Consider the following 25416-nt stretch of genomic DNA (forward strand, 5'->3'; position numbering starts at 1 on the left):
CATTAATCCTGGTTTTTGAGGACTGAACTCCGATGCTGGGAACAAAGAAATTGCCCTATTGTCTGAACAATTGAGATTTGAGGAAAGGCAAAATGCTGTCATCTCCGATCGTATTGCGAATGTTGCCAGAATTGCAAATGACAGAGGACGAATTTTTTGACTTCTGTCAATTAAATCGCAATTTACGCATTGAACGCACCCAGCAGGGAGAAATACTATTGTTGACTCTTGTTGGCGGAATCAGCAGCAACCGCAATGCTATTTTAACTGGAGAACTGGGCATTTGGACACAGGAAGACGGAACAGGCGTTGGCTTTGCTTCTTGTACGGGATTTACTTTATCGATCGGCTCCGTGCGATCGCCCGACGCTTCCTGGATTAAACTGAAAAGGTGGAATGCTTTATCAAAAGCACAGCAAGAAAAATTTGCGCCGATTTGCCCTGACTTTGTAGTTGAACTCAGACCCGACTTTGAGGACTTAGAGCCGCTGCAAGAAAAAATGCAAGAATACATGAGAGAACCAGGAGTGCAGTTGGGCTGGTTAATAGACCGCAAAAATCGCCGAGTTTACATTTACCGTCCCGATTTGCCAGAGGAATGTTTGGACAATCCCGCAACAGTCAGCGGCGACCCAGTTTTGCCGGGATTCGTACTCAATATGAGCAAAATTTGGTAAGCTTAGCACAGGAGAAACCAACCTAAAAACTCAATTATGCTGTCATCAAAAATCCTGTTGCGAATACCGCCCAAATTGCAAATGACAGACGAAGATTTTTTCGAGTTCTGTCAAATCAATAGTGAATTACGCATTGAACGGAACAAATCGGGAGAATTGCTAATTATGCCCCCTACCGGTTCGGAGACGGGAAACCGAGAAGGCAATATATTTGGGCCTCTGTGGGTTTGGTCAGAACAAGACGGTACAGGTTTAGCATTTACTTCCAGTACAGGATTTACTTTATCAACTAATGCAGAAAAGTCTCCAGATGCTGCTTGGATTAAACTGGAAAGGTGGAATGCTTTGTCACCAGAACAAAAGCAAAAATTTGCTCCTATTTGCCCGGATTTTGTAGTAGAACTCAGGTCTGCTTCTGACAATCTCAAGCCGCTGCAAGAAAAAATGCAAGAATACATGAGAGAACCAGGAGTGCAGTTGGGCTGGTTAATAGACCGCAAAAATCGCCGAGTTTACATTTACCGTCCCGATTTGCCAGAGGAATGTTTGGAGAATCCCGCTACAGTCAGCGGCGACCCAGTTTTGCCGGGATTTGTACTCAATATGAGCAAAATTTGGTAGCACAGCAATAAATATCAACTTATTGTCAGACTTAATAATAGAATGCAGCAGGCAAAAAATATGGATATCAAAAACGGCTTTGTAGGCACTATCGGCAACACGCCGTTAATTCGGTTAAACAGCTTCAGCGATGAAACAGGCTGCGAAATTCTCGGCAAAGCAGAGTTTCTAAATCCCGGCGGTTCCGTTAAAGATAGGGCCGCACTTTACATCATCCAAGATGCCGAAGAAAAAGGCTTGTTGAAACCGGGCGGCACCGTTGTAGAAGGCACTGCGGGCAATACGGGCATCGGTTTGGCACACATTTGCAACGCCAAAGGTTACAAATGTTTGATTGTGATTCCCGATACTCAATCCCAAGAAAAAATCGATGCTTTGAAAACCTTGGGCGCGGAAGTTCGGACTGTTCCTGCTGTTCCTTACAAAGACCCGAATAATTATGTCAAATTGTCTGGAAGATTGGCGGAGGAAATGGAGAATGCCGTTTGGGCAAATCAATTTGACAATTTAGCCAATCGCCAAGCTCATTTCGATACAACCGGCCCGGAAATCTGGGAACAAACCGAGGGAAAAATTGATGCTTGGGTGGCTGCGACTGGTACGGGCGGGACTTTTGCGGGTGTAGCAATGTTTTTGAAATCAAAAAATCCGGCGATTAAAACTGTTTTGGCGGATCCGATGGGCAGCGGGCTTTACAGTTATTTCAAAACTGGAGAAATTAAGACTGAAGGTAGTTCGATTACTGAGGGTATTGGTACCAGCCGCATCACTGGAAATATGGAGAATGCGCCGGTAGATGATGCTATTCAAATTGATGATGCTGAAGCTGTCCGCGTGATTTACCAATTGTTGAGGAAAGAAGGGCTGTTTATGGGCGGTTCTGTGGGGATTAATGTGGGGGCGGCGGTGGCTTTGGCGAAGCAAATGGGGCCGGGACATACGATTGTTACGGTACTCTGCGACGGCGGGGCGAGGTATCAGTCGCGTTTGTTCGATCGCCAATGGTTGGCCTCCAAAGGTTTATCATCAGATTAGCCTCCGCATGGCACGGGTGTATCGAGATTGTCGGGAAATTATCCCCGTCAATCGGTGTTGCATCTGCCTGAAATCTGCGGTTAACCGATTTATCAAAAATTTATGTCAGGCGAGCCAATGGTTAGCCTCAAAAGGTCGATCGTCAGATTTGGTTATATATGGCCGCACCTATTCCCATGATAAAAAAATAGCATATATGTAGTCGAATGTCAAGTAAAAAAACATGAAAATCACAGAATCTTCTAGGCGAGTTCTTGTTTGCCAAAACCGCACTTGTCGCAAGCAAGGTGCAGCAGAGGTACTAGCAGCATTTGAGAAATTGTCCCCCTCAGAAGTTGAAGTTGTTGCTAGCAGTTGTTTGGGACAGTGCGGCAACGGGCCGATGGTGTTGGTGCTGCCGGAAGAGGTTTGGTACAGTGGGGTTTGTGCTGAGGAAGTTGCGGCAATTACCGAGCAACATTTGCGGGGAGGAAAGCGGGTAGAGAGGATGCTTTACCGCAAGTTTCACGGGCTTTCTCAGCAGCCCTAACCCGGTGTTTAAGCAATTGCTATGTATGGCTTGCTGAATAATCGATCGCACGCAAACGAAGAGCTGGAGCGATCGATATATTCAAGATCGGTTAAATATAAGTTCTTTCTGTATCTATAGCCTTTATCACAAAGATGAGGTACGATAACAGCATTGTGTAAACCAGTTAAAAATATTTGATGATGTAACTTGACGCGATCGCCAACTAAGACTGCTTTGGCTAATTTTTGATAATTAGTAGTCTTGATAGAACGGAGAATAATTTTAAGTTTTGACCACAGATTTTCAATTGGTAAAAAATCTGGCCGTCGGGCGACAAGTCGATTATAACGCTGATAAAATAAGCCTCATAGCTCTTATCCCTTGTTGATAATTAGGTAGTTTATGTGGAGACAAAGACATTAATTCAACAATAACCTGCTAATTACTAAATATCGAATCGACCCATGATTAACCCCAAATTCCCCTATAAAAAGTGCTATCATTTGCATATCTTCTCTAATTTTGTGTTTGTATACTTAGATATTATTAAACTTGGTTTGACTTAATTTATATCCCTTTAATTATACTCTTCAAGTATGCTATAGCGATCGCAAAATTAATAATTAACTCAGTCGCTCACCTGTGAGATTAGTCCTTTCTAAGTTATATCCTCCATCCTTAAAGTCTCTGAACATCTCTTTAATTCCAAATCTTTTTGCACTTATCATCAACTGCGGCTTGTATATCTGCCCAGCCTGACGGGGCTACCTGTCGCCCCGTCATAAAATCTGGTAAATAGGTCGATAAGTATATTAATTTTGCCCTTTTTTTGATAGCTTTTTCCGCTTCTTCTCCCAAGTGAATGGAACAATTATCCATGACTACACAAGCCCATTTCCATAGTTTTTGTACAAGCTTCCTGATAAGAAAAGCTTCAAATGTAATTGCATCAGTTGGGTCTCTTCGATTAACCTATGTCAATATTTCCTTGACTGAGATTGCTCCAATTATTAATCCATTTTTGCCACGTTTCGTTGGTCTTGGGCCCTGGTCTATTTGACCTTTCAGAGCTCTAGCATACAACCTAACCATTGCCCAATTAACTCCTGATTCGTCAATGAATATTAAGTCTTTCAAAGCTTATTTTTTAATTTTTTGCCAGAACTCACATCGCAGGAGTTGAAATCGGTCGGTGTCTTTGCCCGAAGGGAAGAGAGTTCTTTTTTGACAGTAATATCTAAGAGTTTTATCATTCTTGCTCTTGTCGATATAAAGGAGGGAAAATCAAATTTTCCTATAAAGTTTGGGACGAAGTTCTTCAAGAGTTGCATCATTATTTTCTTCAATCAATAGGGCACTCGATGAGTAGTTGCTCTGCATTCAGTTTGCCTTTGGCTCCACATCGGTCAGTTCGGGGAGTAATGTTTTTTGTTTCACGATATTGTTTAATCAATTTTTGTACCAAGCTGAGGGCTACAGAAAAACGCTGAGCTATTGCTTTTTGTGAAATCGGTTCAGTCTGATAAGTATCAAGGATTTTTTGCCTACAATCAATCGAATAAGCTTTCATTTTTACCAATGTATGAAGAAGAGTATAAGTAAACCTGTTATGAGTCAACTTCTTCGTGCTGTCAAACAAATGCTATCATGTGTGGTATCGCTTTCCTGTGGCTTGTGCGTAACCATGTAATTCTAGTTGATTTGATCTGATTTTCTCTGTTGGATCCTCACGAGTGAGTGTCAGTGACATGATACCTCATATTTCTGAGAAAGACTATATATTGCTTTTGTTCAGACCTTCTAGGCACGCACACGCATCAATTAGCTGTTCAATATGAGAAGCGTTTCTTTTGATATATTGGAGTTGTTTTTTTAGTGCCTGTCTTCTTGGTTTTCGGGTGAACTGTGTTTTTTTTTCTACTGTTAAATAGTCTTTTTTTGCGAGATTACGGTAGGTTGTTGGTTTTTTATTGGTTTAATCTTTGATCTGTTTATACAGGATGTCTATGATTTTTTCTGTAGGGACTCTCGCTTTGTTTAATAGTCCTAAGTCGGTCGGATAGGTAATATCGACGCTCAGCGCAGCTTGCATTTATGCTCGACACCACGATTGGATGACTCATTTTTTGCGTCCGAATCCTTTTTTTTTCGGGTTTGACGCTTAGTGATTTCTCGCATTTTTTCAACCATTCGTTCGCCCTGCTTGATTAATTAGGTTGCGACTGATACGCCCGTCGAAAGTGTACTAAGAGTGAGGGGTCAAATGGTAGTTTATTACTGTAGCTCAATCTACCGATAAAGTATTGTAAATAGGGGTCTTCACGGTTCTGTTTTACTGTTTTCCGAGCGCTAATTAAGAGTTTGTATTTAATAATTAATGCCCCCAATGCCATCCCAAAGGATTTGGGTGGTGCACCATGAGTCTGCAGGGAAGTTGGCCGCATATTCTGATTCAAATTCAGACCACGGGATTATTATGGCCATTTTTATCCAACGGTTAAGGAGTGACAAGCTGCCTCCAAAGGGCCGTTCAAACTCGGATGGGGGGGCTTGGGGCAAGCTCAGCTTTTCTGTACGCGATCGCAGGTGGTGATGCACGGGTTTTGACCTATTCTACCTGTTTATTTTGCACTTTACCCTCGATTTCGCGCTCGCATAACCTAGCCCACGTCAAGTGCGATCAATATATTCCGCGAGCCCCAATTACCAATTCCGAATTACCGATTCCCAATTCCCTGTTTGGCCAATTCCCCCAACATTCATCCGAATCCCGCACCTTGTTCGTTGGCCGAGGTTCCATCTTCCATCTTCCATCTTCCTCATGACTAATGACCAAGGATTACCCTTCGGCTTCGCTGAGGGCAAGATGACCAATGACCAATAACTAATGACCAATGACTAATGACGGCAGGAGGGCCCGCACCCACCATCCACCGCCCCTACTGACTAATGACTAATGACTCGTGACTAATGACTTCAAACTTGTCCGATACGTTCTAGCGGCCAAAACCGCACTACAGCGCGGCCGATGATATTCTGCTGAGGTAAAAATCCCCATCGGCTAGAGTCGTTGCTGTTGTTGCGGTTATCTCCCATCACAAAGTATTGATTTTCAGGGACGCGATAAGGCCCCCACTGGTATTTAGGAGGTTCGGCAATATATTTTTCGACGAGGGGTTTGTCGTTGAGATAAACTAAACCTTTTTTAACAGCGACGGTTTGACCAGGTAAACCAATTACCCGTTTGATAAATGCTTGGTCTTGGGTAAAGCCTTGTTCTTGCAACTTTTGGGGCGGGACAAATACTACGATGTCGCCAGTTTTTGGAGGTTCGAGGTAGTAGGAGATTTTTTCGACCACGACGCGATCGCCCACGTGCAGAGTTGGTATCATAGAATCTGACGGTATGAAGCGCGGTTCCGCCACCAGCGCTCGAATCAATATTGCTAAACCCAAAGCAATAATTACGATTTGTAGATTTTCTCGCTGCGACTTCCAGGCTTTTTGCCACCAGGTTTCAGCCTGCACTTCTGCTACTTCTGTAGCTAAATTCTTTTTTTCCGATGTCATTGAATCCTCGCTATATAATTGCCACAAATTATCTAATAAGTTGTAGAGACCTTCAAATTGTATTTCAAGAAACAATCACCTCGAATATTCATTTTAAATGCTCTACAGCTTACCTTTGAAATATATCGCTGTTAATTATTAGACTGGAATTGCAACAAATGCAAACTATCTTACAATTATCTGCGTTTATTTGCGTTTGTCTGCGGTTTCCCTATCCATCAAATATTGACGTAATATCGTGTCCGGTCGATTAGCATAACAAAAACGGTTCGTAGTGCGGACTCGCATTCCGCAACCGAGCCGGACTCGCATTCCGCACTACGAACCAATTTTATCGTTGTCAATCGACCGTACCCAATATAATAAGTATCCTCTTGATATTAACTCTTGACACTCCCCGACTATCAAAGTACGGGGATTCTTAAGACATTTCTGTCGAAATATCCCGCGCAAGCGTGGGTTCCCAGGCTGACTACGTTTGCACTAAAAAGTGCGTAGTCATATCTCCTCAAAAATGTTTTGGGCGTAGACTTTCCCCCAGTCCGGGGGTAGGTTTTTAAATCTTGTCTGATGTGTTTACTCTACCATATTCATTTGTGAAGATGGATTTTTTATTTTACTTAACAATGGCAAAAAGCCGTCCTATAAGGCTTGCCCTGAGCTTGCCGAAGGGACAGGGTTTTCAACCCAATTTTCTGATAAAAAAGGTAGAGAATTAAAATTCTCTACCTTTTTTTTACGTGAAGATTTCGAGTTATTTGCAACTGCGAGATTGGTTATTTCACAACTTTACTCGCCGCGCCCAACTCAATCTTACTCAGCGCCTTGGGGCAGCAATTCCCGCTTTTGACCTGGCAGCACCTTGACAATCCCGTCATCGCCCACATCCACAAGGGCGATGTCGCCGTCTTTGATGCGACCGGAAAGAATTTCCTCGGCCAAGCTGTCTTCCAACAACCGCATGATGGCGCGGCGCAGGGGTCGGGCTCCGTAGCTGGGGTTGTAGCCTTCTTCTATCAGCCGTTCTTTGAATTTCTCGGTCACTTCCATCGTGATTCCTTGTTCTGTCAAGCGGCCGAACACTTCTTTGAGCATGATGACGGCGATTTCCTTGACTTCTTCCCTGTTCAACTGACGGAAGACGATAATTTCGTCTAGTCGGTTGAGGAATTCTGGGCGGAAGTAGTTCTTGAGTTCTTCGTTTACCAAAGAACGGATGCGGTTGTAATTAGCATCGGCTTGGTTGTCGCTGAACTCGAAACCGAGGCCGCCGCCGCCTTTTTCGATGACCTTAGAACCGATGTTAGAAGTCATGATCAGCAGCGTGTTTTTGAAGTCCACGGTGCGACCTTTGGCATCGGTTAAGCGGCCGTCTTCCAATATTTGCAGGAGCATATTGAAGACATCGGGGTGGGCTTTTTCGATTTCGTCGAACAGCACGACGGTGTAAGGACGGCGGCGGACTGCTTCTGTGAGTTGGCCCCCTTCGTTGTAGCCGACGTACCCCGGCGGAGAACCGATGAGTTTGGAGACGGTGTGACGTTCCATGTATTCGGACATATCCAGCCGGATCATGGCTTCTTCGGAACCGAAGAAATAGGAAGCAAGGGCTTTGGTGAGTTCGGTTTTGCCGACGCCTGTGGGCCCGGAGAAGATGAAACTGGCGATCGGGCGATTGGGATTTTTCAACCCGACGCGAGCGCGGCGAATGGCGCGGGAAACAGCTTTTACTGCTTCTTCCTGACCGATTAAACGCTGGTGCAAGGTATCTTCCATGTGCAGCAGCTTTTCGGATTCGGATTCAGTCAGTTTGTTAACCGGTACGCCCGTCCAGCTTGCGACGATTTGAGCGATATCTTCTTCGGTAACTACTGGCGATGGGTCGGTGTCGCCACGGGCCGCCGAGTCGGTTTTTTTGGCTTGGGAAATAGCGCGAATTTCGGCTTTGATGGTCATTTCTCGATCGCGCAATTCGCCAGCTTTGTCAAAGTCTTGAGAACGCACCGCTTCGTCTTTATCTTTCAGGACTTGGCGGAGTTCCTTGTCAAGTTCTTTAGCTGCGGGGGGAAGTTGAGAATTGATCAGGCGGACTCTCGAACCTGCTTCGTCTACCAAGTCAATTGCTTTGTCTGGGAGGAAGCGGTCGGAGATGTAACGGTGAGAGAGTTTGGCTGCGGCTTCTAGGGCGGTGTCCAAGATTTTCAGCTTGTGGTGCTGTTCGTAGCGTTCCCGCAGGCCGAAGAGAATCTCGATCGTCTCGTCAACAGTAGGTTCGCCGACCATCACCGGTTGGAAGCGCCGTTCTAGGGCTGCGTCGCGCTCGATGTGCTTGCGGTACTCGTCGAGGGTGGTAGCGCCGATACACTGAAGTTCGCCTCTAGCCAAAGCCGGCTTGAGAATGTTCGCTGCGTCGATCGCCCCTTCAGCAGCACCCGCACCGATCAAAGTGTGCACTTCGTCAATCACTAGAATGACATTGCCTGCGGTGCGGATTTCGTCCATGATTTTTTTGAGGCGTTCCTCAAATTCGCCCCGGTATTTCGTACCCGCCACCAACAAACCGATATCCAGAGTTACAACCCGCTTTTCTTCCAGGATGTCCGGAATATCGTTGTTAGCGATGCGCTGGGCCAGACCTTCGGCGATCGCAGTTTTACCGACTCCGGGTTCGCCAATCAGCACCGGATTATTTTTGGTGCGGCGGCCGAGGATTTGAATTACCCGTTCGATTTCTTTTTGCCGTCCCACTACCGGATCGAGCTTGCCATCGACAGCCATTTGAGTTAAGTTAGCGCCGAACTCGTCGAGGGTTGGAGTTTTGGTGCGCGCGCCGCCGCCCGTCGCTGCGACTTCTGCGGTTTCGCCCAACATCCGAATCACTTGGGTGCGGACTTTCGACAAGTCTACTCCCAGATTTTCCAGGACTCTGGCCGCCACTCCTTCACCTTCGCGGATCAGACCCAGCAGCAGGTGTTCGGTGCCGATGTAGTTGTGTCCGAGTTGGCGGGCTTCTTCGAGGGACAGTTCCAGAACCCGCTTGGCCCGTGGGGTAAACGGAATTTCGACTGCTACGAAGCCCGAACCCCGGCCGATAATTTTCTCAACTTCAATCCGAGCATCTTTGAGATTGACTCCCATTGACTTGAGGACTTTAGCTGCTACCCCGGTTCCTTCACCGATCAGACCCAGGAGGATCTGTTCTGTGCCTACGAAGTTGTGACCCAGGCGGCGAGCTTCTTCCTGGGCCAACATGATTACTTTTATTGCTTTTTCTGTGAAGCGTTCAAACATGATTTATTCCCATCACCTGCTGCTATGTGCCCGTTTCGAGGTCACGCTCGCACAACGAGCGTTTTTAGTCGAGTGTTAACTCGTACTGCTTATTCTAGCGCGACTCTCCCAACTGCTCGGCCGCATTCGGCTGCGGTTGCAGATTCCAGGCTCATGTTGCAGGGTGGCTTTCAACTGGGAAGACCCAAATGGTGGCTGACCTACAACCTCCCCTAGACTGCAAGAAGATTGCTCTCCTCGGCCCGTGCCCAACCTACGACTGACTATGTATTGAGGATTCTAGCACAATCTTTTTTGGTCTCGCGCAGGCGCAAAATTGATATTTCTCGAAGTGTCGGGCTTTTTCTTCACAAAACTTATTTCTTAGAGGTGCGATCGATCTCAAGCAGGGAGCAAAGATTTGTCCGGGACGCACCGGGCCAGAAACCGAGTTTTGTTGCGAAAATATTTTGTCGCAGCGCATAGATTTCGATCGAAAACCCGGTTCCTTTAGAAGTAAGTTGGGTACGAGCGCAAGCATTACCCAACAGCGATCCAATAGCTGCAAGCTGCGCTAACGGCAGCAAACAAATAGAAGGTGTTTGAGTTCCTTTGTCACCACCACAGACAGGGTTGGGTTTCGCGAACTCAACCCAACCTACCGAAAATTTGCAGTTGCGCTTGGATGCGGCGAAGACAGCGCAACTACAAACCGATTATTTGCAGTGTCGCCAATTTCCGAGGAGTCTATTCTAAAATATTCTTGTAGGGAACTGCGACTCTAATTGCGAAGCCCACAAACCCTCAATCTTGGCAATCAATTCACCTCCAGACCAGAGAAACGTTTTAGTGATGAGGTTTTGCGCCTCAATATTCACCCCACCGATAATTACGCCATTTGCCGGATTGAAGCCAACAATATTGGCGTAATCATTCCCACCAGCGGCTGAGTACCAATTTGTTGTGGCATCGCCAATATAAAATGCGTTAAGAGAGCTACTGCTGTTGCCAATTAAATTATCTACCTCAACACTAGACAGGCTGTTGTCTTCTGAACCTCTTAATAAGTTTTGACCCGCACCACCTGTGAGAGTGTCGTTTCCCAAACCACCAAATAACCTATTAATACCGTTCCCACCTATGAGATCGTCATTACCATCTCCACCTAAGATGCTATTATTCCCATCCCCGCCATCAAGGGTGTCATTTCCCAAACCCCCGTAGATGGCGTCATTACCGGTGCCACCAAAGATAAGATCGTTCCCATTGGCACCATCAAGGATGTCATCTCCAGCCTCGCCTAAGAGCTGGTCATTTCCATCTGCTCCCGAGATATTGTCATTTCCATTTCCACCGAAAAGCGTGTCATTACCTATGCCAGCAGAGACAATATCTTTCTGATTACCAAGATAATAAGTATTGTTGCCGTTGTTGTTGTAATATTTTTGAAAATTCCCACTTCCTAGTAATAGGCTCCCTTGGTTACTCCCATAGATGATTCGGTCATCTATCCCGCCAGCAGCGTTAGCAGCAACGAGAAACAAAGGATTATTTTGAGCATCAACGGGAATCACTCCTTCATGCACTTGAGGAGAGACATCAAAATCCCCTTTATAGAAGTTTGGTCGAAACTGATGGTCGGCCTGCATGTCATTCAGGCCGAGAATATTGGTCGCTAAACGAGAATTGTCAGAGGCATCCGTTGTCACCAAATTTATGTAGGCGGTCACGACACGACTGTGTTGAGCAATTTGATCGGCGAAATTATTTGGATCGGTGCCGAAGTCAAACAGGAATGATTCCTTGGCAGTTCCAGCTTGAGCTTCATTTCCTGCTAAACTGCTGATGCCATTAAAACTTCTTGAAACCGCAGCACCACCAAAATCTAAGCGTTTGATTGGATCGGGAGTTCCTCCGTTTTCTAAGTATCCATTTGATAGGTCAGTATCGTAGCCATTATCTGTATCGTATGGACTCAGGAATTTTGCAGTATTGGATGCTGGGTCAAGGACTGTAACCGAACCCACTTGACTCCCGTAGGTAGTGAAACTGGCCGCAAGATCGCTGGCAAGGTGAGAACCCAGACTATTACCAACAATATTGAGTTCTGTGGCTGGTATTCCCCACTCAAGAACAAGTTTGTCTCGAACTGCTGTCGCCACCGGGGTAATCCACGAACCAGACCTGTAAAGGTCTCCTCTACCGATCCCTGCTGGTCCATTATTTGTTAGAGAGCCGCTGACTTGAGTCCAGTCAAGGGCTAAAACCGTATCATTTGGATTGGCATTCTTAATGACCGTCGCCAAAGTGGCATCATAATAATTGTAGGGATCTGTGAAACCAGGAATCAGCAGCCATACTTTTTGACCGCTCCATTGCTCGGCAGAGGGAATACCCAAGGGCGCGCGAATATTTATTTGACGCTGACTTGGACTAAAAGCATTGCTAGGTGGTCTGTTAGTTTCGCCACCTGTGACCAAAAACGGAATATCTATTACTGCCATTGTCTATTCCTCTAAAGTTAGGTTGGTAAAGATTATTACTTGTTTGCCTTTTTAGGCTTTCTCCACAAGTGAATTCCACCCAAGCCCAAAAAAGCCAACAATGAGGCCAAAGGGGAGGCGTTCTCCGGTACAGCAGTAGCAGGAGATTCGTTAATTTCTAAGGTCACAATCCCATTACCTCCACTGGCTCCATTTCGTAAAACGAAATCAAATCTCCCAGGATCTCCAAACATAAATCCGTTATTTCCACCCCAAACTCCGCCATCATTTCCCGGATCGACTTGGAAGCCAAATTGAGTTGGAAGTCCGTTCAAGAAATACAAAAGTGGATAGTCGGGAAATCCATCAACATCTCTGACCGTATAGGTAACAGGAGTTATGCCATCAGCAAAGTCCAGAAATCTAAAGTTAAGAGATAGCAGTCCCGATCGAGTTCGGCTTCCACGACCATTGATGGTCATGGATTCCGAGCCAACTTTGGTCAGATGAGTATCGTCGTAAGCAAAGTCACCCGTGTAAACACCGCCTAAGTCCCCACCAGTGACGTTGACTTTGATTGTGCCTCCTATTATGGCTGCCATAGCGGGATCTCCTCCAAATGTGGATATTAAATATGTTCCCAGGATAGCGGTCAGTCCATATTTTATGTTCATTAAATATTCCTGATTTGAAAGGCTTCACCCACTGCAGTGAGTTTGTTTTCGTTTGTAGCAGCAATTAACAAAAACAACATCTTGAGATACAGACTAAAGCTTTCTAGGGGTACTGTAAACCGTAAATTTACTAGAGTTTTTGAGCCAAAATTAGGATAGATTGTGAAAATATCAGTAATTCTATCTACGCCCCGCTTCAAGTTAGGTTGGTAAAGATGATTAATTGTTTCCCTTTCTCGACTTTCTCCACAAGTGAGCTGCACCCAAGCCCAAAAAGGCAAACAATGAGGCGAGGGGGGAGGCGTTCTCCGGTACAGCAGTAGGAGGAGATTCATTAATTTCTAAGGTCACAAGCCCCCCACCTGTAACAGCTCCATCTCGCAAGAAGAACTGAAATATCCCCGGATCTCCAAACATAAATCTGTTATTTCCATCCAAAACTCCACTCTTATTTACCCCAAAAACGTTGAAGCCAAATTGAGTGGGAACTCCGTTCTCAAAAGCCAAAACAGGGTTATCTGGGAAGTTTAAATCATCACTGGCCGTATAGGTCACAGGAGTTAAACTTTCCGCAAAGTCCAGAAATCTAAAGTTCAGGGATAGCAATCCTGGTCGAGCTTGATAGTCACCATCATTCATGACCAGGAACTCTGTGCCGACTTTGGTCAGATGGGTATCGTCGTAGGAAAAGTCACCAGTGTATACCCCCGCGAATTTGGGATCGGTGACGTAGGCGACATCGACCTTGACTTTGATTGTGCCTCCTATTGTGGCTGCCATAGCGCTCGCTCCTCCGAATGTGGATATCAAATATGTTCCCAGGATAGCGGTCAGTCCATATTTTATGTTCATTAGATATTCCTGATTTGAAAGGCTTCACCCACTGCAGTGAGTTTGTTTTCGTTTGTAGCAGCAATTAACAAAAACAACATCTTGACATACAGATTAAAGCTTGCTAGCGGTACTGTAAACCGTAAAATTACTAGAGTTTTTGAGCCAAAATTAGGATAGATTGTGAAAATATCAGTAATTCTATCTACGCCCCGCTTCAAGTTAGGTTGGTAAAGATGATTATTTGTTTTGCTTTCTCGACTTTCTCCACAAGTGAGCTGCACCCAAGCCCAAAAAAGCCAACAATGAGGCGAAGGGGGAGGCGTTCTCCGGTACGGAAGTAGGAGGAGATTCGTTAATTTCTAAGGTCACAGTTCCATTACCTGAAATAGCTCCATCTCGCAAGATGAAAAAAAATGTCCCAGGATCGACAAACATAAATCCGTTATTTCCACCCCAAACTCCGCCATCATCTGCCGGCATAACTTGCATCCCAAATTGACTGGGAACTCCGTTCAAGAAAGCCAAAACAGGATTATCTGGGAAGTTGAAATCATCACTAGCAGTATAGGTGACAGGAGTTAATCCTGTAGCAAAGTCCAGAAATCTAAAGTTCAGAGATAGCAGTCCCGGTCGAGCTTGATAGTCACCATCATTCATGACGAGGAACTCCTGGCCGACTTTGGTCAGATGGGTATCGTCGTAGGAAAAGTCACCTGTGTAGACACCCGCGAATTTCGGATCGGTGGCGTTGACGTTGACTTTGATTGTGCCTGCGATTGTAGCTGCCATAACGGTTGAGCCTCCAAATGTGGATATTAAGTATGTACTAAGGATAGGGGTCAGTCCATATTTTATGTTCATTAGATATTCCTGATTTGAAAGGCTTCACCCACTGCAGTGATTTTGTTTTCGTCTGTAGCAATTAACGAGAACAACATCTTGAGACAAAAAATAAAGCTTTTTTGCGGTATTGTAAACCCGTGAATTTACTAGAGTTCATGAGAAAAGAATTAGGAAATATTGTGAAAAGATTAGTCAAAAGAAACCGGGTTTTTATCGAATTTGTGGGCGAAAATGAAGTATTGTTGTAAAGAACCCGGTTTCTGGAGCCTCATGCGTCCGTGACTACCAACAAAAGAAACCGGGTTTTTATCGAATTTGTGGGCGGCAATCAAGTATTGTCGTAAAAAACTGGGTTTCTGGGGATCTAATACCATTTTCATAAAGTAGCGCTAGATATCACCCCCCCAACCCCCCCTTGGTAAGGGGGGGCTAGAACTTCATCTATAGCAAATCTTTAGAAAAATGGTATAACACTCAAAATTCAAAAGTATCGATCGCCCAATGTGAAGTTTTCTCTCTGCAACCGATCGCTAATTTGCACTTTTTCAACCGCCAAATATTCCTTAAATTCCGGTTTTTCCATGCCGCTGCGCCACATCACCAGAGCATCTTCTCCAGTGTCTTCGTAGTATCGTTTCCGCCTTCCTGCTTCTTTAAATCCAAATTTGTTGTATAGCGCCACTGCTGCTAAATTAGATTCCCGCACTTCTAAAGTCGATCGCTCTAATTGTCTGTCACACGCGGATTTTAGCAGCGCCCAAAGCAGAGCTTGCCCGAAACCCCGACCTTGAAACTCAGGATGAATTGCCAGCATGATAATGTGAGCTTCTTCTAAAATTGCCCACAAACAACCGATACCGATGAGAGTTGGGGGAATCTGTAGGGGCGGTGGATGGTGCGTGCCCGCCCGGTTTTGACTTGATTCAGAGTCCTCAATTTCCCATGTCCACAAACCCAATAAATCGCTGTTAGGACTGTCTAATTCGCGCCTGTAGCCTTCGAGCGTCCAAAGTCCGTCAAAACAAAGGCGATCGAGCTCGACTGCACTGTTGAGGTGTTCTGGGGCGAGATGTTTAATTTCTAGAAAACGCACAGCCGATTTTAAATTTTAGATTTTAGATTTTAGATTTGATCGTTACTCACTGCAAGGATGCGGAGTTCGATCGAGTCTCCGTCAGTCAGCCTGCTTGCGGAATGAATCTGGGGGCAACTGACCCAATTGCTTGCCGTCAATTGTACACTGGAAAAGACCGTAAGGATAGTTATTGCGCGATGGTATCAACTCAATCTTTCGGGGTGGAATCGGGACTTAAGTATCTGTCTGAGTCTCAAGAGGCTCTCTCAAGTCGATCGCCCAATCAAGAACTTTTACCGCTGACAGCCCGCGTTAACAGCCGAGATCGGCTGGAAATCGGAGGCTGCGAAGTGACAGCTTTGGTGGAGCAATTTGGCTCGCCACTGTACATTTTAGACGAAGAAACGCTGCGGGCGGCTTGCACGCAGTACCGGGATGCTTTTGCACGTTACTATCCGGGCGAAACTCAAGTGCTCTATGCTTCTAAGGCTTGGAGTTGTTTGGCGGTTTGCGCGATCGCAGCTTCCGAAGGTTTAGGAATAGATGTAGTATCTGCAGGGGAAATTTACACTGCACTACAAGCTGGCGTTAGCCATGACAAAATCTATTTCCACGGTAACAACAAGTCCCGCGAGGAACTACAGCTAGCTGTCGAAAGCGGCTGCATTACCGTAGCCGACAATTGGCAGGATTTAGAAACTCTTTCTGAGTTGGGAAAATTGGGTGTCACCAGTAAAACAGGCGGGCCGACACGAGTTATGGTGCGGTTTACTCCTGGAATTGAGTGTCACACCCACGAGTACATTCAGACTGGTCAAATCGACAGTAAATTTGGCTTCGATCCCAATTCGCTCGATCGAGTATTTAAGTTCATCAGCAAACAGCCGTCCTTATATTGTGTGGGAGTGCACGCTCACATCGGCTCTCAGATTTTTGAACTGCAACCCCACGACGACTTAGCCGGGGTCATAATTCAGGCCTTGACAAAAGCACAAAGTTATGATTTGCCTGCGACAGAAATTAATATTGGCGGTGGGTTGGGCATTCGCTATACTGAAACGGACGATCCTCCTAGCATTGACGATTGGGCTCGGACAATTTGCACCGCAGTGGTAGCAGCTTGCGAGCGGCACCAATTGCCATTACCGAAATTGCTTTGCGAACCTGGTCGATCGCTCGTCGGTACAGCCTGTGTCACCGCTTACACAGTAGGTTCTCAAAAAGTTATTCCGGGAATGCGGACGTATTTAGCTGTGGATGGGGGAATGTCGGACAATCCGCGTCCTATTACCTATCAATCAGTGTATCGAATCCTCGCAGCCGGCAAAATGCGCGATCCCTTAACGGAAACAGTGACAATTGCTGGAAAACACTGCGAGTCAGGCGATGTTCTGATTAAAGATGCTAAATTGCCAGAGTGTCAGGCCGGAGATATTCTCGCCGTTACGGCGACAGGAGCATACAATTACAGTATGTCTTCTAACTACAACCGAGTACCCCGACCGGCAGCGGTTTTAGTGAAAAATGGGGAAGTTAACACGATTTTACAGCGGGAAACTTACCAGGATTTGCTGAGGCTCGATCGCCTTCCGGCACGACTCGGAACTCAAAAGTAAGAAGTAAAAAATAAAAAGTAAAAGGTAAGATAATTCATTTGGATTTCTTAATGGTTGTCTTTTAACTTTTTACTTTTGGCTTGTTTAGTCACGCGATTGGAATAACAACTGTTCATGGTTCACGGGTTCGAGTGCATCACGGTTCGCGGTTCACAGGCGGTAGCGTTCGATGAACCATGAACAATCAACAATCTGGCTATAACTTTGGCCTCGTTGAGTCCTTATTGGTTCAGGCGATCGATATTGGACTGGTATTTACGCTGGCGTATTTGGTGCTCGTCATTGTCGGGGAGCGCCGGACGCTGTGGATGGTACGGGGATTTATTATTTTGATGCTGGCGACGGCACTGAGCAACTGGGCTGGATTGAGACTGTTGCACGTTGCGCTTAACAGCTTGGTGACAGGTTCTGCTGTGGCAATGGCGGTAATATTGCAGTCGGAATTTCGGCGATTTCTGGAACAATTAGGGCGGGGGGAAATTGTACAATTGTTTGGACGCGATCGCCGACCAACTCCCGCACCGGACAGCGTAATAGATGAAATTGTGGACGCAGTAAAAGAACTTTCGCAAAACCGCACGGGCGCTTTATTAATTGTAGAAACAGATTCTCCGATCGACGATCGGGATTTTTCAGTGCCGGGAGTCAAGCTAAATGCTGAAGTCTCTAAAGAATTGTTACAGACAATCTTTCAGCCGCAAACTTTGCTGCACGATGGTGCGGTGTTGATTCGAGCTTCGCGGATTGTGTCGGCGGGGGTAATTTTGCCTTTGTCCGATCGCAGCGCGTCGCGACAGTTGGGAACCCGCCACCGGGCGGCGATGGGGATTACCGAACGGGTGCAAGCTTGTGTGTGCGTGGTGGTGTCTGAGGAAACGGGTTCGATTTCTCTAGCGCAGATGGGAATGTTAAATCGACCTTTGACTAGCAGCAAACTTAAGGAATTGCTGGAAGCAAAACTGTTTCCGTCGGAGGGAGAAAGAGTTGTGGCTCCAATTCCGATCGGCAATTTCGGACGGCAGATAGGATTGAAGGGAGTGACACTGTTAAAGCGGATACTGCGCCGTTAGTTGGGTAATCGGGAGAAACCATGAATCAAGGAATTTGCTTGGAAAAGTTGCCGGAGGATCTACAAAAAGAACTACTGCCTAAGCACATAGCAGTGATTATGGATGGCAACGGGCGCTGGGCTAAGAATAAGGGGTTGCCGCGGATTGCGGGCCACCGCCGGGGAGCTAGCGCTTTGAAGGAATTGTTGCGCTGCTGCAAAGATTGGGGGATTCTGGCTTTAACGGCCTATGCTTTTTCGACGGAGAATTGGGGGCGGCCGGCCGGGGAGGTGGATTTTTTGATGAGTTTGTTCGAGGGCAAGCTGCGACAAGAATTGCGGGAGATGGTGGACGAGGACGTGCAAATTCAATTTATGGGGAATTTGCAGGCTTTACCGAAGTCTTTGCAGGCCGAAATCGAGCGTTCTGTGACGGCAACGGAGCACAATCGGGGGATTTTGTTTCGGGTGGCGACGAATTATGGAGGCCGCCAGGAGATTGTACAGGCTTGTCGGGCGATCGCCACTCAGGTGCAGGAAGGTAAGTTGCAGCCGGAGGAGATTGATGAGGTTTTATTTAAACGCTATTTGTATACTGCTGATGTTTGCGATCCGGATTTGCTGATCCGGACGAGCGGGGAAATGCGGTTGAGCAATTTTCTGCTGTGGCAAATGGCTTATTCGGAAATTTACATTACTAAGACGTTGTGGCCGGATTTTGACCGATCGGAGTTTCACCGCGCTTTGTCTGATTATCAGCAGCGCAGCCGCCGATTTGGTAAAGTGTAAAATCTAAAATCCAATTAGGGGCCCGAGAAAACGGCATCTTCGATGTCGTAACGCGAGAGAGAGTATTTGAAGGAGCGCTGAATGTCTTTACCGTCTGCCCCTGCGTCAATGTAGCGGACGGTGATTTGGTCGATATCGAGGGAGAGTTCTGCTTTCCAGGTAGGTCGATCGATCTGCCAGCAGTGGAGTTCTCCCCGGTCTTGCTGGCAGCCGCGGCTTTTTAGCCACTGCTCGATTTCTGGCAGCGGATGGTTGTACAAAGGAGTATCAGCGGAAGGAAGAGTCATGGGATTTTAGATTTTAGATTTTAGATTGGGGATTTGAGCGTTTAATTGCCGCGAATTAAGCCGATCGCGATCGCCACTACCAAACATCCGATTAAAGTAGTTCCCATGATAAACAGGGCGAATATTTCTCCTGGGGAAAGAGGGCGATCCGTGGGGTCTAGATAAGCCGAGTTAGAAGTTTTTTCACGCGATCGAGAAACCGGACTGTTGAAGCCTGGGGGCGACTGAATCACGTTCACGCGAGAGTAGCCTATTTTGAGGTCGTAGGCGAGGCGGCGTTCTGGGTTGCTGAGAGTGGCGTAGGCGTTGTTTAGCTGCTGAAATTTGGCGGTGGCGACGGAGGGTGGCAGGTCGGTGGTATCGGGATGGTAGAGTTTGCTAAGTTCCCGGTACGATCGCCGAATTTCGATCGCGGAGGCTGAAGGATGGAGTCCTAACAAGCCGTAATGACTGGAACCCAAGGGGGTTTTGCCTGGTGTTTTCTGACTTTTGTTTTTAGCAGTTGCCTGGTTAGGATTCACCTCAGCGCCTCTAGGCTTGTTATGAATACTTTTCAATCATTTTAGCCTAAAGTTGGGGGTTAATCAACTTCATCGATTGGGGATGTCACTTGCTGTGGGTTTGATATTTCTGACTCGCCGATCGATCTGTCAAGCTGATTCCGCCAGAATCTTTTCTCGACATTGCGGATATTTTCTTCATATCTGAGTCGTTCTCAATAAAGTTGCAAATACTTCAATTCATCATCTGGTAGTCATGTATAGTCAGAATAATTAGGGTTTTATTTATGGCCTGCTGAAAAAGTGAGAAAACAATACAGCACTTTGCTTAACCATTAGGTACAATATTAGAGGTGGTAAGAAAGAGAAAAATGAAACCCTACTCCCTAGATATACGTCAAAAGATTATTAACACTTACGAAGCAGGTAACACCTCTATTCGGAAAGTAGCAGAAAGATTTCAAGGAGCGTAAAAGTACGGTACAAGCACTACTAAAGCGAAAAAAAGAGACAGTCCACCGAAAAAATAAAGACAGGCACTGAAAAAATAACTCCAATATATCAAAATAAATTTAGATCGTATTGAACAGCTAATTGATGGGGATACGAGCCGAGAATATCTGAAATAAACAATATAAAACCTGGCTAGTTTTCACAGAATTATATCGCTAACAACACTGGTAATTTAATAATGATAAACAGAGGAATGAGGAGAGAATACTAAGTTTAAGCCAACACGATATTCGTCCCATTCTCAGAGGTAAAGCATCTTAAAGCGTACATTTTGGAGCTAAACTATCAGCGAGATGCTTTGAAGCATATGTGTTTTTAGACCGGATGAGCTGGGATAATTTTAACGAATCATGGGACTTAAAAGCACTCTTTAGAAGCAGATCATAGGTGCAGAGAGTATTATCCAGAGTCCGTTCATGCCGTTAGCGAAGCCCTCGAAGAGGATCGCATTTACCGTAAAGCGTGAAAACCGAGCATGGTGCAAAGAAAAAGGAATTAGAATCAGTGGGCCGCCCCTAGGAAGACCACCAGCAAACGTCAGTAAATCAAAAAAGAAGCCAGCCGCTTATGATGAAAGAGTTAGAAATGCGATCGAGGGAAAGTTCAGACTTGCGGAAACGAAGATTCGGTCTGAACCCTTGTGATGGCAAAACTTGATAATACATCTGGTACAGTTATTGCAATTACTTTTTTGGTAATAAACCGATGCTTCCTGGTGGCACCGGGTTTTTTGTGTGTTTTTATGTCTATTTGGAAAAAGAACGCCTATTTTTGGGTTGGAGATAATCTACAGTTATACTTGGGGATATAGATACAGAAATAACTTATATTTAACTCTGCTTGAATATATCGATCGCTCCTGTTCTTAGTTTGCGATCGATTATTCAGCAAGCCCTAATTGGAAATTGGTAATTCTCCCATCTCCCCCTCTCCCACTCTCCCACTCTCCCACTCTCCCCGTCTGCTGTACGGAAATTGCTACTGATTCTTGTGCCTTGAGGGGTAGGGACTTCCTCCGCCAACTGATAAAATAATGTAATAAGCAGCGAGACTTCCCGCCTCGATCAAAATTAGTTCAATATAAAAAAATTAGGAAAGCTATGGGATTTTTTGATTCAGAAATTGTTCAGCAAGAAGCCAAGCTGTTGTTTGAGGACTATCAATCTCTCATCAAACTAGGCGGCAATTACGGCAAATTCGATCGCGAAGGCAAGAAAATGTTTATCGCGCAGATGGAATCAATGATGGAGCGCTACCGGATTTTTATGAAGCGCTTCGAGCTGTCTGAGGACTTTATGGCTCAGATGACTGTAGAGCAGTTAAAAACACAGCTCAATCAATTTGGCATCACGCCCCAGCAGATGTTTGAGCAAATGAACTCAACGCTGGAGCGGATGAAATCTGAGCTGGAAAAACAATCATAAGGTCAACTGTGGACTGTGGACTGTGGACTGTTGACCTTATGATTGTGGACTGTGGACTGTTGACTAATGACTGTTGACTAATGACTAATGACTAATAGTTAAGGCCGCTCAAAAGCTGAAGCAGGTTTGAAACTTTCTGCAGGCACGCCTTGCAAAGCTTGGCTCATAAAATCGCGCCAAACAGGGGCCACAATTCCACCGCCAGTAGCACCGTAGCTCATCGGTGCGTAATTGTCGTTACCCATCCAGACAGCAACAGACAATTGAGGCACGTAACCCACAAACCAGATATCCCGTTCTGAGGAAGTTGTACCAGTTTTCCCTGCTGCGGGCCGCCCGAGTTGGGCAGCCCTTGCGGTTCCGTTGTTAATCACCCCTTGCAGGGCGCTGTTGACAGATGCTGCGGCCCAGGCGTTGAGAACTGGTTTTGGTTTGGGCGTATTGTCGAGCAAGACGTTGCCGCTGCTGTCAGTGACTTGGACGATAAATGTGGTGTCAGAATGCCAGCCGTTGTTGGCGAAGGTAGCAAAAGCTCCTGCCATTTCTAAGGGAGTCAAGTCAACGGCACCTAATGGTAAAGAAATTACCGGTTCCATCGGACTTCTGATGCCGAGAGTGCGGCAAACCTCAATTACTTTATTCAATCCTACTTCTTGGCCGAGCTTGACGGCGGGAACGTTGAGCGATGATTCCAAAGCTCTGCGGATGCTGACGGCACCGGAGAAGCCGCCGCCGTAGTTTTGAGGGTAGTAGTAGCCGTCGCCGTCGCGGTAGCCGACAGGGGAGTCGTAGACAATTGAGTCGGGGGTGTATTTGCCACTAGCAAAGGCTGCGTAGTAGACAAAAGGTTTAAAAGAAGATCCGGGCTGGCGGCGTGCTTGAATGGCGCGGTTGAACTGACTCTTTTCGTAATCGACGCCGCCAACCATTGCTTTGACGAAGTGGGTGCGGGGATCGACGGCGGCTAGGGCAATTTGACCTTCCTCGCGGCTGTAAAAAAGTCCTTGGTAAGAAAGTCGATCGTGCCACGCTTTGACGGTTTCTTCGGCTATGCGCTGCATTTTGAGGTCGATCGTGGTTTGAACGCGCATTCCTCCCTTGACTACTGCATCTCGCCCGAAACGCCTAGTCAGTTCCTGTACTACGGCTTGCGTGACGTAAGGAACTTTAGAGCCGCCAAAGGAGGTAATTTTGCCGAGCTTAATTTTTTGCGCTCGGGCGGCATCGGCTTCCGCCGCCGTAATCCATTTGAGCTCTTTCATCCGGTTTAAAACCGTTTCCTGCCGTTCTTTTGACAACTTGTAATTGACAAAAGGACTGTATTCTTCTGGGGCGGAAATTAAGCCGGCGAGCATGGCTGCTTCTGCAAGGGTCAAATTATTGGCTGACTTGTTGAAATAGCTTCGAGAGGCTGTCTCTACGCCGTACAAGTTGTGACCTAAGTAGATTTGATTCAGGTATAGTTGCAGAATTTGGTCTTTGTTGAGAATTTGCTCCAAGCGGATAGACATTACCGCTTCAGCTATCTTGCGACTAAATTTTGACTGGGGAGAGAGAAACAAGTTTTTGACTAGCTGCATTGTCATAGTCGAGCCGCCTTCAACGGTTCTACCTTTCTCTAGGTTGACTATGAGAGCTCGGGCTATCCCGCCGGGGTTGATGCCTTTGTGGGTGAAGAAGTTGCTATCTTCGATCGCCATTACAGCTCGTTTCAGGTTCGGAGAGATTTGGTCGAGGGGTACGACATCCCGGTTAGCTTCGTCGTGGATGCTGGCTAGGGGCTTACCGTTGATGTCGTAAATGTGGGTAGTTTCTGTAGGAGAGTAGGTTTGCAAGATGCGAACATCTGGCAAATTGCGGAAACTGATCGCTAGGCCAACCAGTCCGCCAGCGACTACGGAACTGGCTAGCATTGTGATGCTGAGTATGGTTCCGGCGGTCACTTTGCTGACTGACTGAACAAACTCGAATACAGGGGCTGAGTTTTCCGTATGTTTGCGGACTGCGTTAGTTGACACGTGGATTTCACTTCCTCACTCGATTTTGGGCTTAAGATTTGTAATTTTAGATGCGAACTCTGGAGGCTGTCAGTCGATTTTAGATTTTAGATTTTAGATTTTAGATTTACTTGCTGCGGATGAATTTGGGGGTTTGAACTGGAGTCTAAAATTTGGGGTTCGCCGCGACTGTTGTCGGGGGCTTGGTAGGTGTTTTTGGTCGGGGTTAGGCAAGAAAAGCTGGGTCGCTTTGGGATTATGGTAGCTTGATAAGTGTGTTTGTATGCGTGAATCAGTGAGTTTAACTGATTCCGCTAAGACCGGCAAAATATTATGGTTTCCGATCGCTCCCCTATGATAACTCCTAACCTTTCAGCGCTTTACCGCGGCATCAGCGAGATTTTTCCCGATCGACCTGATTCTAGCAACCCTGACGAAAATCTGGCCCAATTGCTGGCAAAAGTCGATCGCCCGTTGCGAGTCAAACTCGGAATTGACCCCACAGGGAGCGAAATTCACCTGGGACACAGCATTTGCGTCCGCAAGCTGAGAGCTTTTCAGGACGCAGGACATACAGCGGTACTGCTCATCGGAGATTTTACCGCAAGAATTGGCGATCCGACAGGGAAATCTGAAGTTCGATCGCAGTTGACAGAGGAACAAGTGGCGGAAAATGCCAAGACTTATTTAGACCAAGTGCGTCCGATTCTCGATTTTGACACGCCCGGACGCTTGGAAATTCGCTATAACTCCGAGTGGTTGTCCAAATTGGACTTGGCGAAGATTTTGGAACTGCTGGGGACGATGACAGTGCAGCAGATGCTCGCTAAAGAGGGATTTGACAACAGGATACAGCAGGAAAATGCGATTTACCTGCACGAGTTTCTGTATCCGCTAATGCAGGGTTACGATTCAGTGGCTTTGGAAGCGGATGTGGAGTTAGGGGGAACTGACCAAAAATTTAATATTGCTGTGGGGAGAGATTTGCAGCGGCATTTTGGGATGAAACCGCAGTTTGGTTTGCTGATGCCGATTTTGCTGGGGACTGACGGGGTGCAGAAGATGTCGAAGTCTTTGCATAATTATGTAGGTTTGTCTGAAGACCCGCTGACGATGTATTCTAAGTTGGAGAAAATTGCGGATAGTTCGATCGCCCAGTATTTTGAACTCTTGACAAATTTGCCGCTTGATGAGTTGCCAGAAAATCCGCGCGAAAAACAGAAACTTTTAGCTGTGGATGTGGTAAGTCAGTATTGGGGGAAAGCAGCGGGCGATCGGGCCCAACAAGATGCGATCGCGCTAATCAAAGGTGCGGCGGGACAAGCTGATGCTGTGGCCGAGTTTTCCTTGGCAAACGTGCAGTTTCCGGCTAAGTTGTTTTATATCCTTAGTGCTAGCGGGCTTTGCAAGAGCAGCGGTGAGGCGCGGAAGTTGATGCAGGGCGGTGGAGTGAAGTTAGAGGGCGACAAAGTTTCGGATGTTAACTTTACCTTTGAATCACCTGCAGAATTATGCGGTAAAGTTTTGCAAGTTGGCAAAAATAAATTTGTCCGCTTAGTGGATTGAGTAGGGATTTGTGAAGCGCCAAGGCCTGTTAACTTAAGTCTATAAGCCTGGATAAATCTCGCTTTGCTCCGAGGCAATATCCC

Annotated in this window: 21 protein-coding genes and 2 pseudogenes; 10 read left to right on the plus strand and 13 right to left on the minus strand. The window is 46.3% G+C overall.

All coding sequences use genetic code 11. The annotated features are described in order from the left end of the window. Positions 1-92: 92 nt before the first annotated feature. The 4 genes from AACV78_RS08860 (at position 93) to AACV78_RS08875 (ending at position 2862) form a co-directional block, all read left to right on the plus strand. Positions 93-677, plus strand: coding sequence for a Uma2 family endonuclease (locus AACV78_RS08860; RefSeq protein ID WP_194010843.1), 585 nt, complete (start codon positions 93-95; stop codon positions 675-677). 36 nt (positions 678-713) lie between these two features. Continuing rightward, positions 714-1298 carry a Uma2 family endonuclease gene (locus AACV78_RS08865; RefSeq protein WP_194010842.1) on the plus strand — a complete coding sequence of 195 codons (585 nt, stop codon included), beginning with the start codon at positions 714-716 and terminating at the stop codon, positions 1296-1298. 60 nt (positions 1299-1358) lie between these two features. Beyond that, a complete protein-coding gene (locus AACV78_RS08870; RefSeq protein WP_194010841.1) occupies positions 1359-2333 on the plus strand; it encodes a cysteine synthase A in 975 nt (324 codons plus the stop codon). A gap of 223 nt (positions 2334-2556) precedes the next feature. Beyond that, the gene (locus AACV78_RS08875) at positions 2557-2862 is read left to right on the plus strand and encodes a (2Fe-2S) ferredoxin domain-containing protein (protein ID WP_194010840.1); all 306 of its coding nucleotides are present in this window, start codon (positions 2557-2559) and stop codon (positions 2860-2862) included. A gap of 681 nt (positions 2863-3543) precedes the next feature. On the opposite strand, the gene AACV78_RS08880 is transcribed toward AACV78_RS08875, so the two are convergent. The 10 genes and pseudogenes from AACV78_RS08880 to rimI all read right to left on the minus strand — a co-directional run bounded on the left by AACV78_RS08880 (position 3544) and on the right by rimI (position 15611). After that, positions 3544-3789, minus strand: a complete 246-nt coding sequence (locus tag AACV78_RS08880) for a transposase (protein ID WP_194010853.1) — start codon at positions 3787-3789, stop codon at positions 3544-3546. Positions 3790-4186: 397 nt separating this feature from the next. Next, a complete protein-coding gene (locus tag AACV78_RS08885) occupies positions 4187-4414 on the minus strand; it encodes a transposase (protein WP_194010839.1) in 228 nt (75 codons plus the stop codon). A 656-nt stretch (positions 4415-5070) separates the two neighbouring features. Next, positions 5071-5425: pseudogene (locus AACV78_RS08890) on the minus strand (transposase); the annotation flags it as partial. Between the two features lie 395 nt (positions 5426-5820). Beyond that, entirely contained in the window at positions 5821-6414 is a 594-nt protein-coding gene (gene lepB, locus AACV78_RS08895) for a signal peptidase I (protein WP_194010838.1), read from the minus strand. 813 nt (positions 6415-7227) lie between these two features. After that, positions 7228-9705, minus strand: coding sequence for an ATP-dependent Clp protease ATP-binding subunit (locus AACV78_RS08900; RefSeq protein WP_194010837.1), 2478 nt, complete (start codon positions 9703-9705; stop codon positions 7228-7230). Positions 9706-10436: 731 nt separating this feature from the next. Continuing rightward, the gene (locus tag AACV78_RS08905) at positions 10437-12188 is read right to left on the minus strand and encodes an alpha/beta hydrolase family protein (RefSeq protein ID WP_194010836.1); all 1752 of its coding nucleotides are present in this window, start codon (positions 12186-12188) and stop codon (positions 10437-10439) included. A 35-nt stretch (positions 12189-12223) separates the two neighbouring features. After that, positions 12224-12769 (minus strand): hypothetical protein, encoded by a 546-nt coding sequence (locus tag AACV78_RS08910; RefSeq protein WP_194010835.1) that lies wholly within the window; start codon positions 12767-12769, stop codon positions 12224-12226. A gap of 291 nt (positions 12770-13060) precedes the next feature. After that, the gene (locus tag AACV78_RS08915) at positions 13061-13621 is read right to left on the minus strand and encodes a hypothetical protein (RefSeq protein WP_194010834.1); all 561 of its coding nucleotides are present in this window, start codon (positions 13619-13621) and stop codon (positions 13061-13063) included. 291 nt (positions 13622-13912) lie between these two features. Further along, positions 13913-14464: a hypothetical protein gene (locus tag AACV78_RS08920; RefSeq protein ID WP_194010833.1), complete on the minus strand. Its 552-nt coding sequence runs from the start codon at positions 14462-14464 to the stop codon at positions 13913-13915. A 535-nt stretch (positions 14465-14999) separates the two neighbouring features. Beyond that, complete coding sequence (gene rimI, locus AACV78_RS08925) at positions 15000-15611, minus strand: ribosomal protein S18-alanine N-acetyltransferase (protein WP_194011315.1); 612 nt, start codon at positions 15609-15611, stop codon at positions 15000-15002. Positions 15612-15790: 179 nt separating this feature from the next. On the opposite strand from rimI, the gene lysA reads away from it, so the two are divergent. The 3 genes from lysA (at position 15791) to AACV78_RS08940 (ending at position 19046) form a co-directional block, all read left to right on the plus strand. After that, complete coding sequence (lysA, locus tag AACV78_RS08930) at positions 15791-17209, plus strand: diaminopimelate decarboxylase (protein ID WP_194011317.1); 1419 nt, start codon at positions 15791-15793, stop codon at positions 17207-17209. A 176-nt stretch (positions 17210-17385) separates the two neighbouring features. Further along, the gene (cdaA, locus tag AACV78_RS08935; protein WP_194011314.1) at positions 17386-18279 is read left to right on the plus strand and encodes a diadenylate cyclase CdaA; all 894 of its coding nucleotides are present in this window, start codon (positions 17386-17388) and stop codon (positions 18277-18279) included. A gap of 20 nt (positions 18280-18299) precedes the next feature. Next, positions 18300-19046 (plus strand): undecaprenyl pyrophosphate synthase, encoded by a 747-nt coding sequence (locus tag AACV78_RS08940; RefSeq protein ID WP_194011313.1) that lies wholly within the window; start codon positions 18300-18302, stop codon positions 19044-19046. A 14-nt stretch (positions 19047-19060) separates the two neighbouring features. Here the strand turns inward: AACV78_RS08940 and AACV78_RS08945 are convergent, their stop codons facing one another. Beyond that, positions 19061-19333, minus strand: coding sequence for a DUF3143 domain-containing protein (locus tag AACV78_RS08945; protein WP_194011312.1), 273 nt, complete (start codon positions 19331-19333; stop codon positions 19061-19063). A 41-nt stretch (positions 19334-19374) separates the two neighbouring features. Beyond that, a complete protein-coding gene (locus tag AACV78_RS08950) occupies positions 19375-19854 on the minus strand; it encodes a DnaJ domain-containing protein (protein ID WP_194011311.1) in 480 nt (159 codons plus the stop codon). An 889-nt stretch (positions 19855-20743) separates the two neighbouring features. Here AACV78_RS08950 and AACV78_RS28700 point away from each other — a divergent pair. Together AACV78_RS28700 and AACV78_RS08960 are read left to right on the plus strand one after the other, a co-directional pair. Then, positions 20744-21049: pseudogene (locus tag AACV78_RS28700) on the plus strand (transposase); the annotation flags it as partial. A 397-nt stretch (positions 21050-21446) separates the two neighbouring features. Continuing rightward, complete coding sequence (locus AACV78_RS08960; protein WP_006632589.1) at positions 21447-21770, plus strand: DUF1825 family protein; 324 nt, start codon at positions 21447-21449, stop codon at positions 21768-21770. Positions 21771-21868: 98 nt separating this feature from the next. Here the strand turns inward: AACV78_RS08960 and AACV78_RS08965 are convergent, their stop codons facing one another. Beyond that, the gene (locus tag AACV78_RS08965; protein WP_194011310.1) at positions 21869-23788 is read right to left on the minus strand and encodes a PBP1A family penicillin-binding protein; all 1920 of its coding nucleotides are present in this window, start codon (positions 23786-23788) and stop codon (positions 21869-21871) included. A gap of 333 nt (positions 23789-24121) precedes the next feature. Here AACV78_RS08965 and tyrS point away from each other — a divergent pair, with 333 nt between their 5' ends. Then, positions 24122-25333, plus strand: coding sequence for a tyrosine--tRNA ligase (gene tyrS, locus AACV78_RS08970; protein ID WP_228042134.1), 1212 nt, complete (start codon positions 24122-24124; stop codon positions 25331-25333). Positions 25334-25416: the final 83 nt, after the last annotated feature.

This window comes from Tychonema sp. LEGE 07196, assembly GCF_963890365.1.
Taxonomy (GTDB): domain Bacteria; phylum Cyanobacteriota; class Cyanobacteriia; order Cyanobacteriales; family Microcoleaceae; genus Microcoleus.

Excerpts from the sequence above, each read along its gene's own strand:
- AACV78_RS08945 (WP_194011312.1), bottom strand. The coding sequence starts at position 19,333 with ATGACTCTTCCTTCCGCTGATACTCCTTTGTACAACCATCCGCTGCCA.
- AACV78_RS08940 (WP_194011313.1), top strand. The coding sequence starts at position 18,300 with ATGAATCAAGGAATTTGCTTGGAAAAGTTGCCGGAGGATCTACAAAAA.
- AACV78_RS08900 (WP_194010837.1), bottom strand. The coding sequence starts at position 9,705 with ATGTTTGAACGCTTCACAGAAAAAGCAATAAAAGTAATCATGTTGGCC.
- AACV78_RS08915 (WP_194010834.1), bottom strand. The coding sequence starts at position 13,621 with ATGGCAGCCACAATAGGAGGCACAATCAAAGTCAAGGTCGATGTCGCC.
- AACV78_RS08865 (WP_194010842.1), top strand. The coding sequence starts at position 714 with ATGCTGTCATCAAAAATCCTGTTGCGAATACCGCCCAAATTGCAAATG.
- lysA (WP_194011317.1), top strand. The coding sequence starts at position 15,791 with ATGGTATCAACTCAATCTTTCGGGGTGGAATCGGGACTTAAGTATCTG.
- AACV78_RS08875 (WP_194010840.1), top strand. The coding sequence starts at position 2,557 with ATGAAAATCACAGAATCTTCTAGGCGAGTTCTTGTTTGCCAAAACCGC.
- AACV78_RS08960 (WP_006632589.1), top strand. The coding sequence starts at position 21,447 with ATGGGATTTTTTGATTCAGAAATTGTTCAGCAAGAAGCCAAGCTGTTG.
- AACV78_RS08920 (WP_194010833.1), bottom strand. The coding sequence starts at position 14,464 with ATGGCAGCTACAATCGCAGGCACAATCAAAGTCAACGTCAACGCCACC.
- cdaA (WP_194011314.1), top strand. The coding sequence starts at position 17,386 with ATGAACAATCAACAATCTGGCTATAACTTTGGCCTCGTTGAGTCCTTA.
- AACV78_RS08885 (WP_194010839.1), bottom strand. The coding sequence starts at position 4,414 with ATGAAAGCTTATTCGATTGATTGTAGGCAAAAAATCCTTGATACTTAT.
- lepB (WP_194010838.1), bottom strand. The coding sequence starts at position 6,414 with ATGACATCGGAAAAAAAGAATTTAGCTACAGAAGTAGCAGAAGTGCAG.
- tyrS (WP_228042134.1), top strand. The coding sequence starts at position 24,122 with ATGATAACTCCTAACCTTTCAGCGCTTTACCGCGGCATCAGCGAGATT.
- AACV78_RS08905 (WP_194010836.1), bottom strand. The coding sequence starts at position 12,188 with ATGGCAGTAATAGATATTCCGTTTTTGGTCACAGGTGGCGAAACTAAC.
- AACV78_RS08860 (WP_194010843.1), top strand. The coding sequence starts at position 93 with ATGCTGTCATCTCCGATCGTATTGCGAATGTTGCCAGAATTGCAAATG.
- AACV78_RS08910 (WP_194010835.1), bottom strand. The coding sequence starts at position 12,769 with ATGGCAGCCATAATAGGAGGCACAATCAAAGTCAACGTCACTGGTGGG.
- AACV78_RS08870 (WP_194010841.1), top strand. The coding sequence starts at position 1,359 with ATGGATATCAAAAACGGCTTTGTAGGCACTATCGGCAACACGCCGTTA.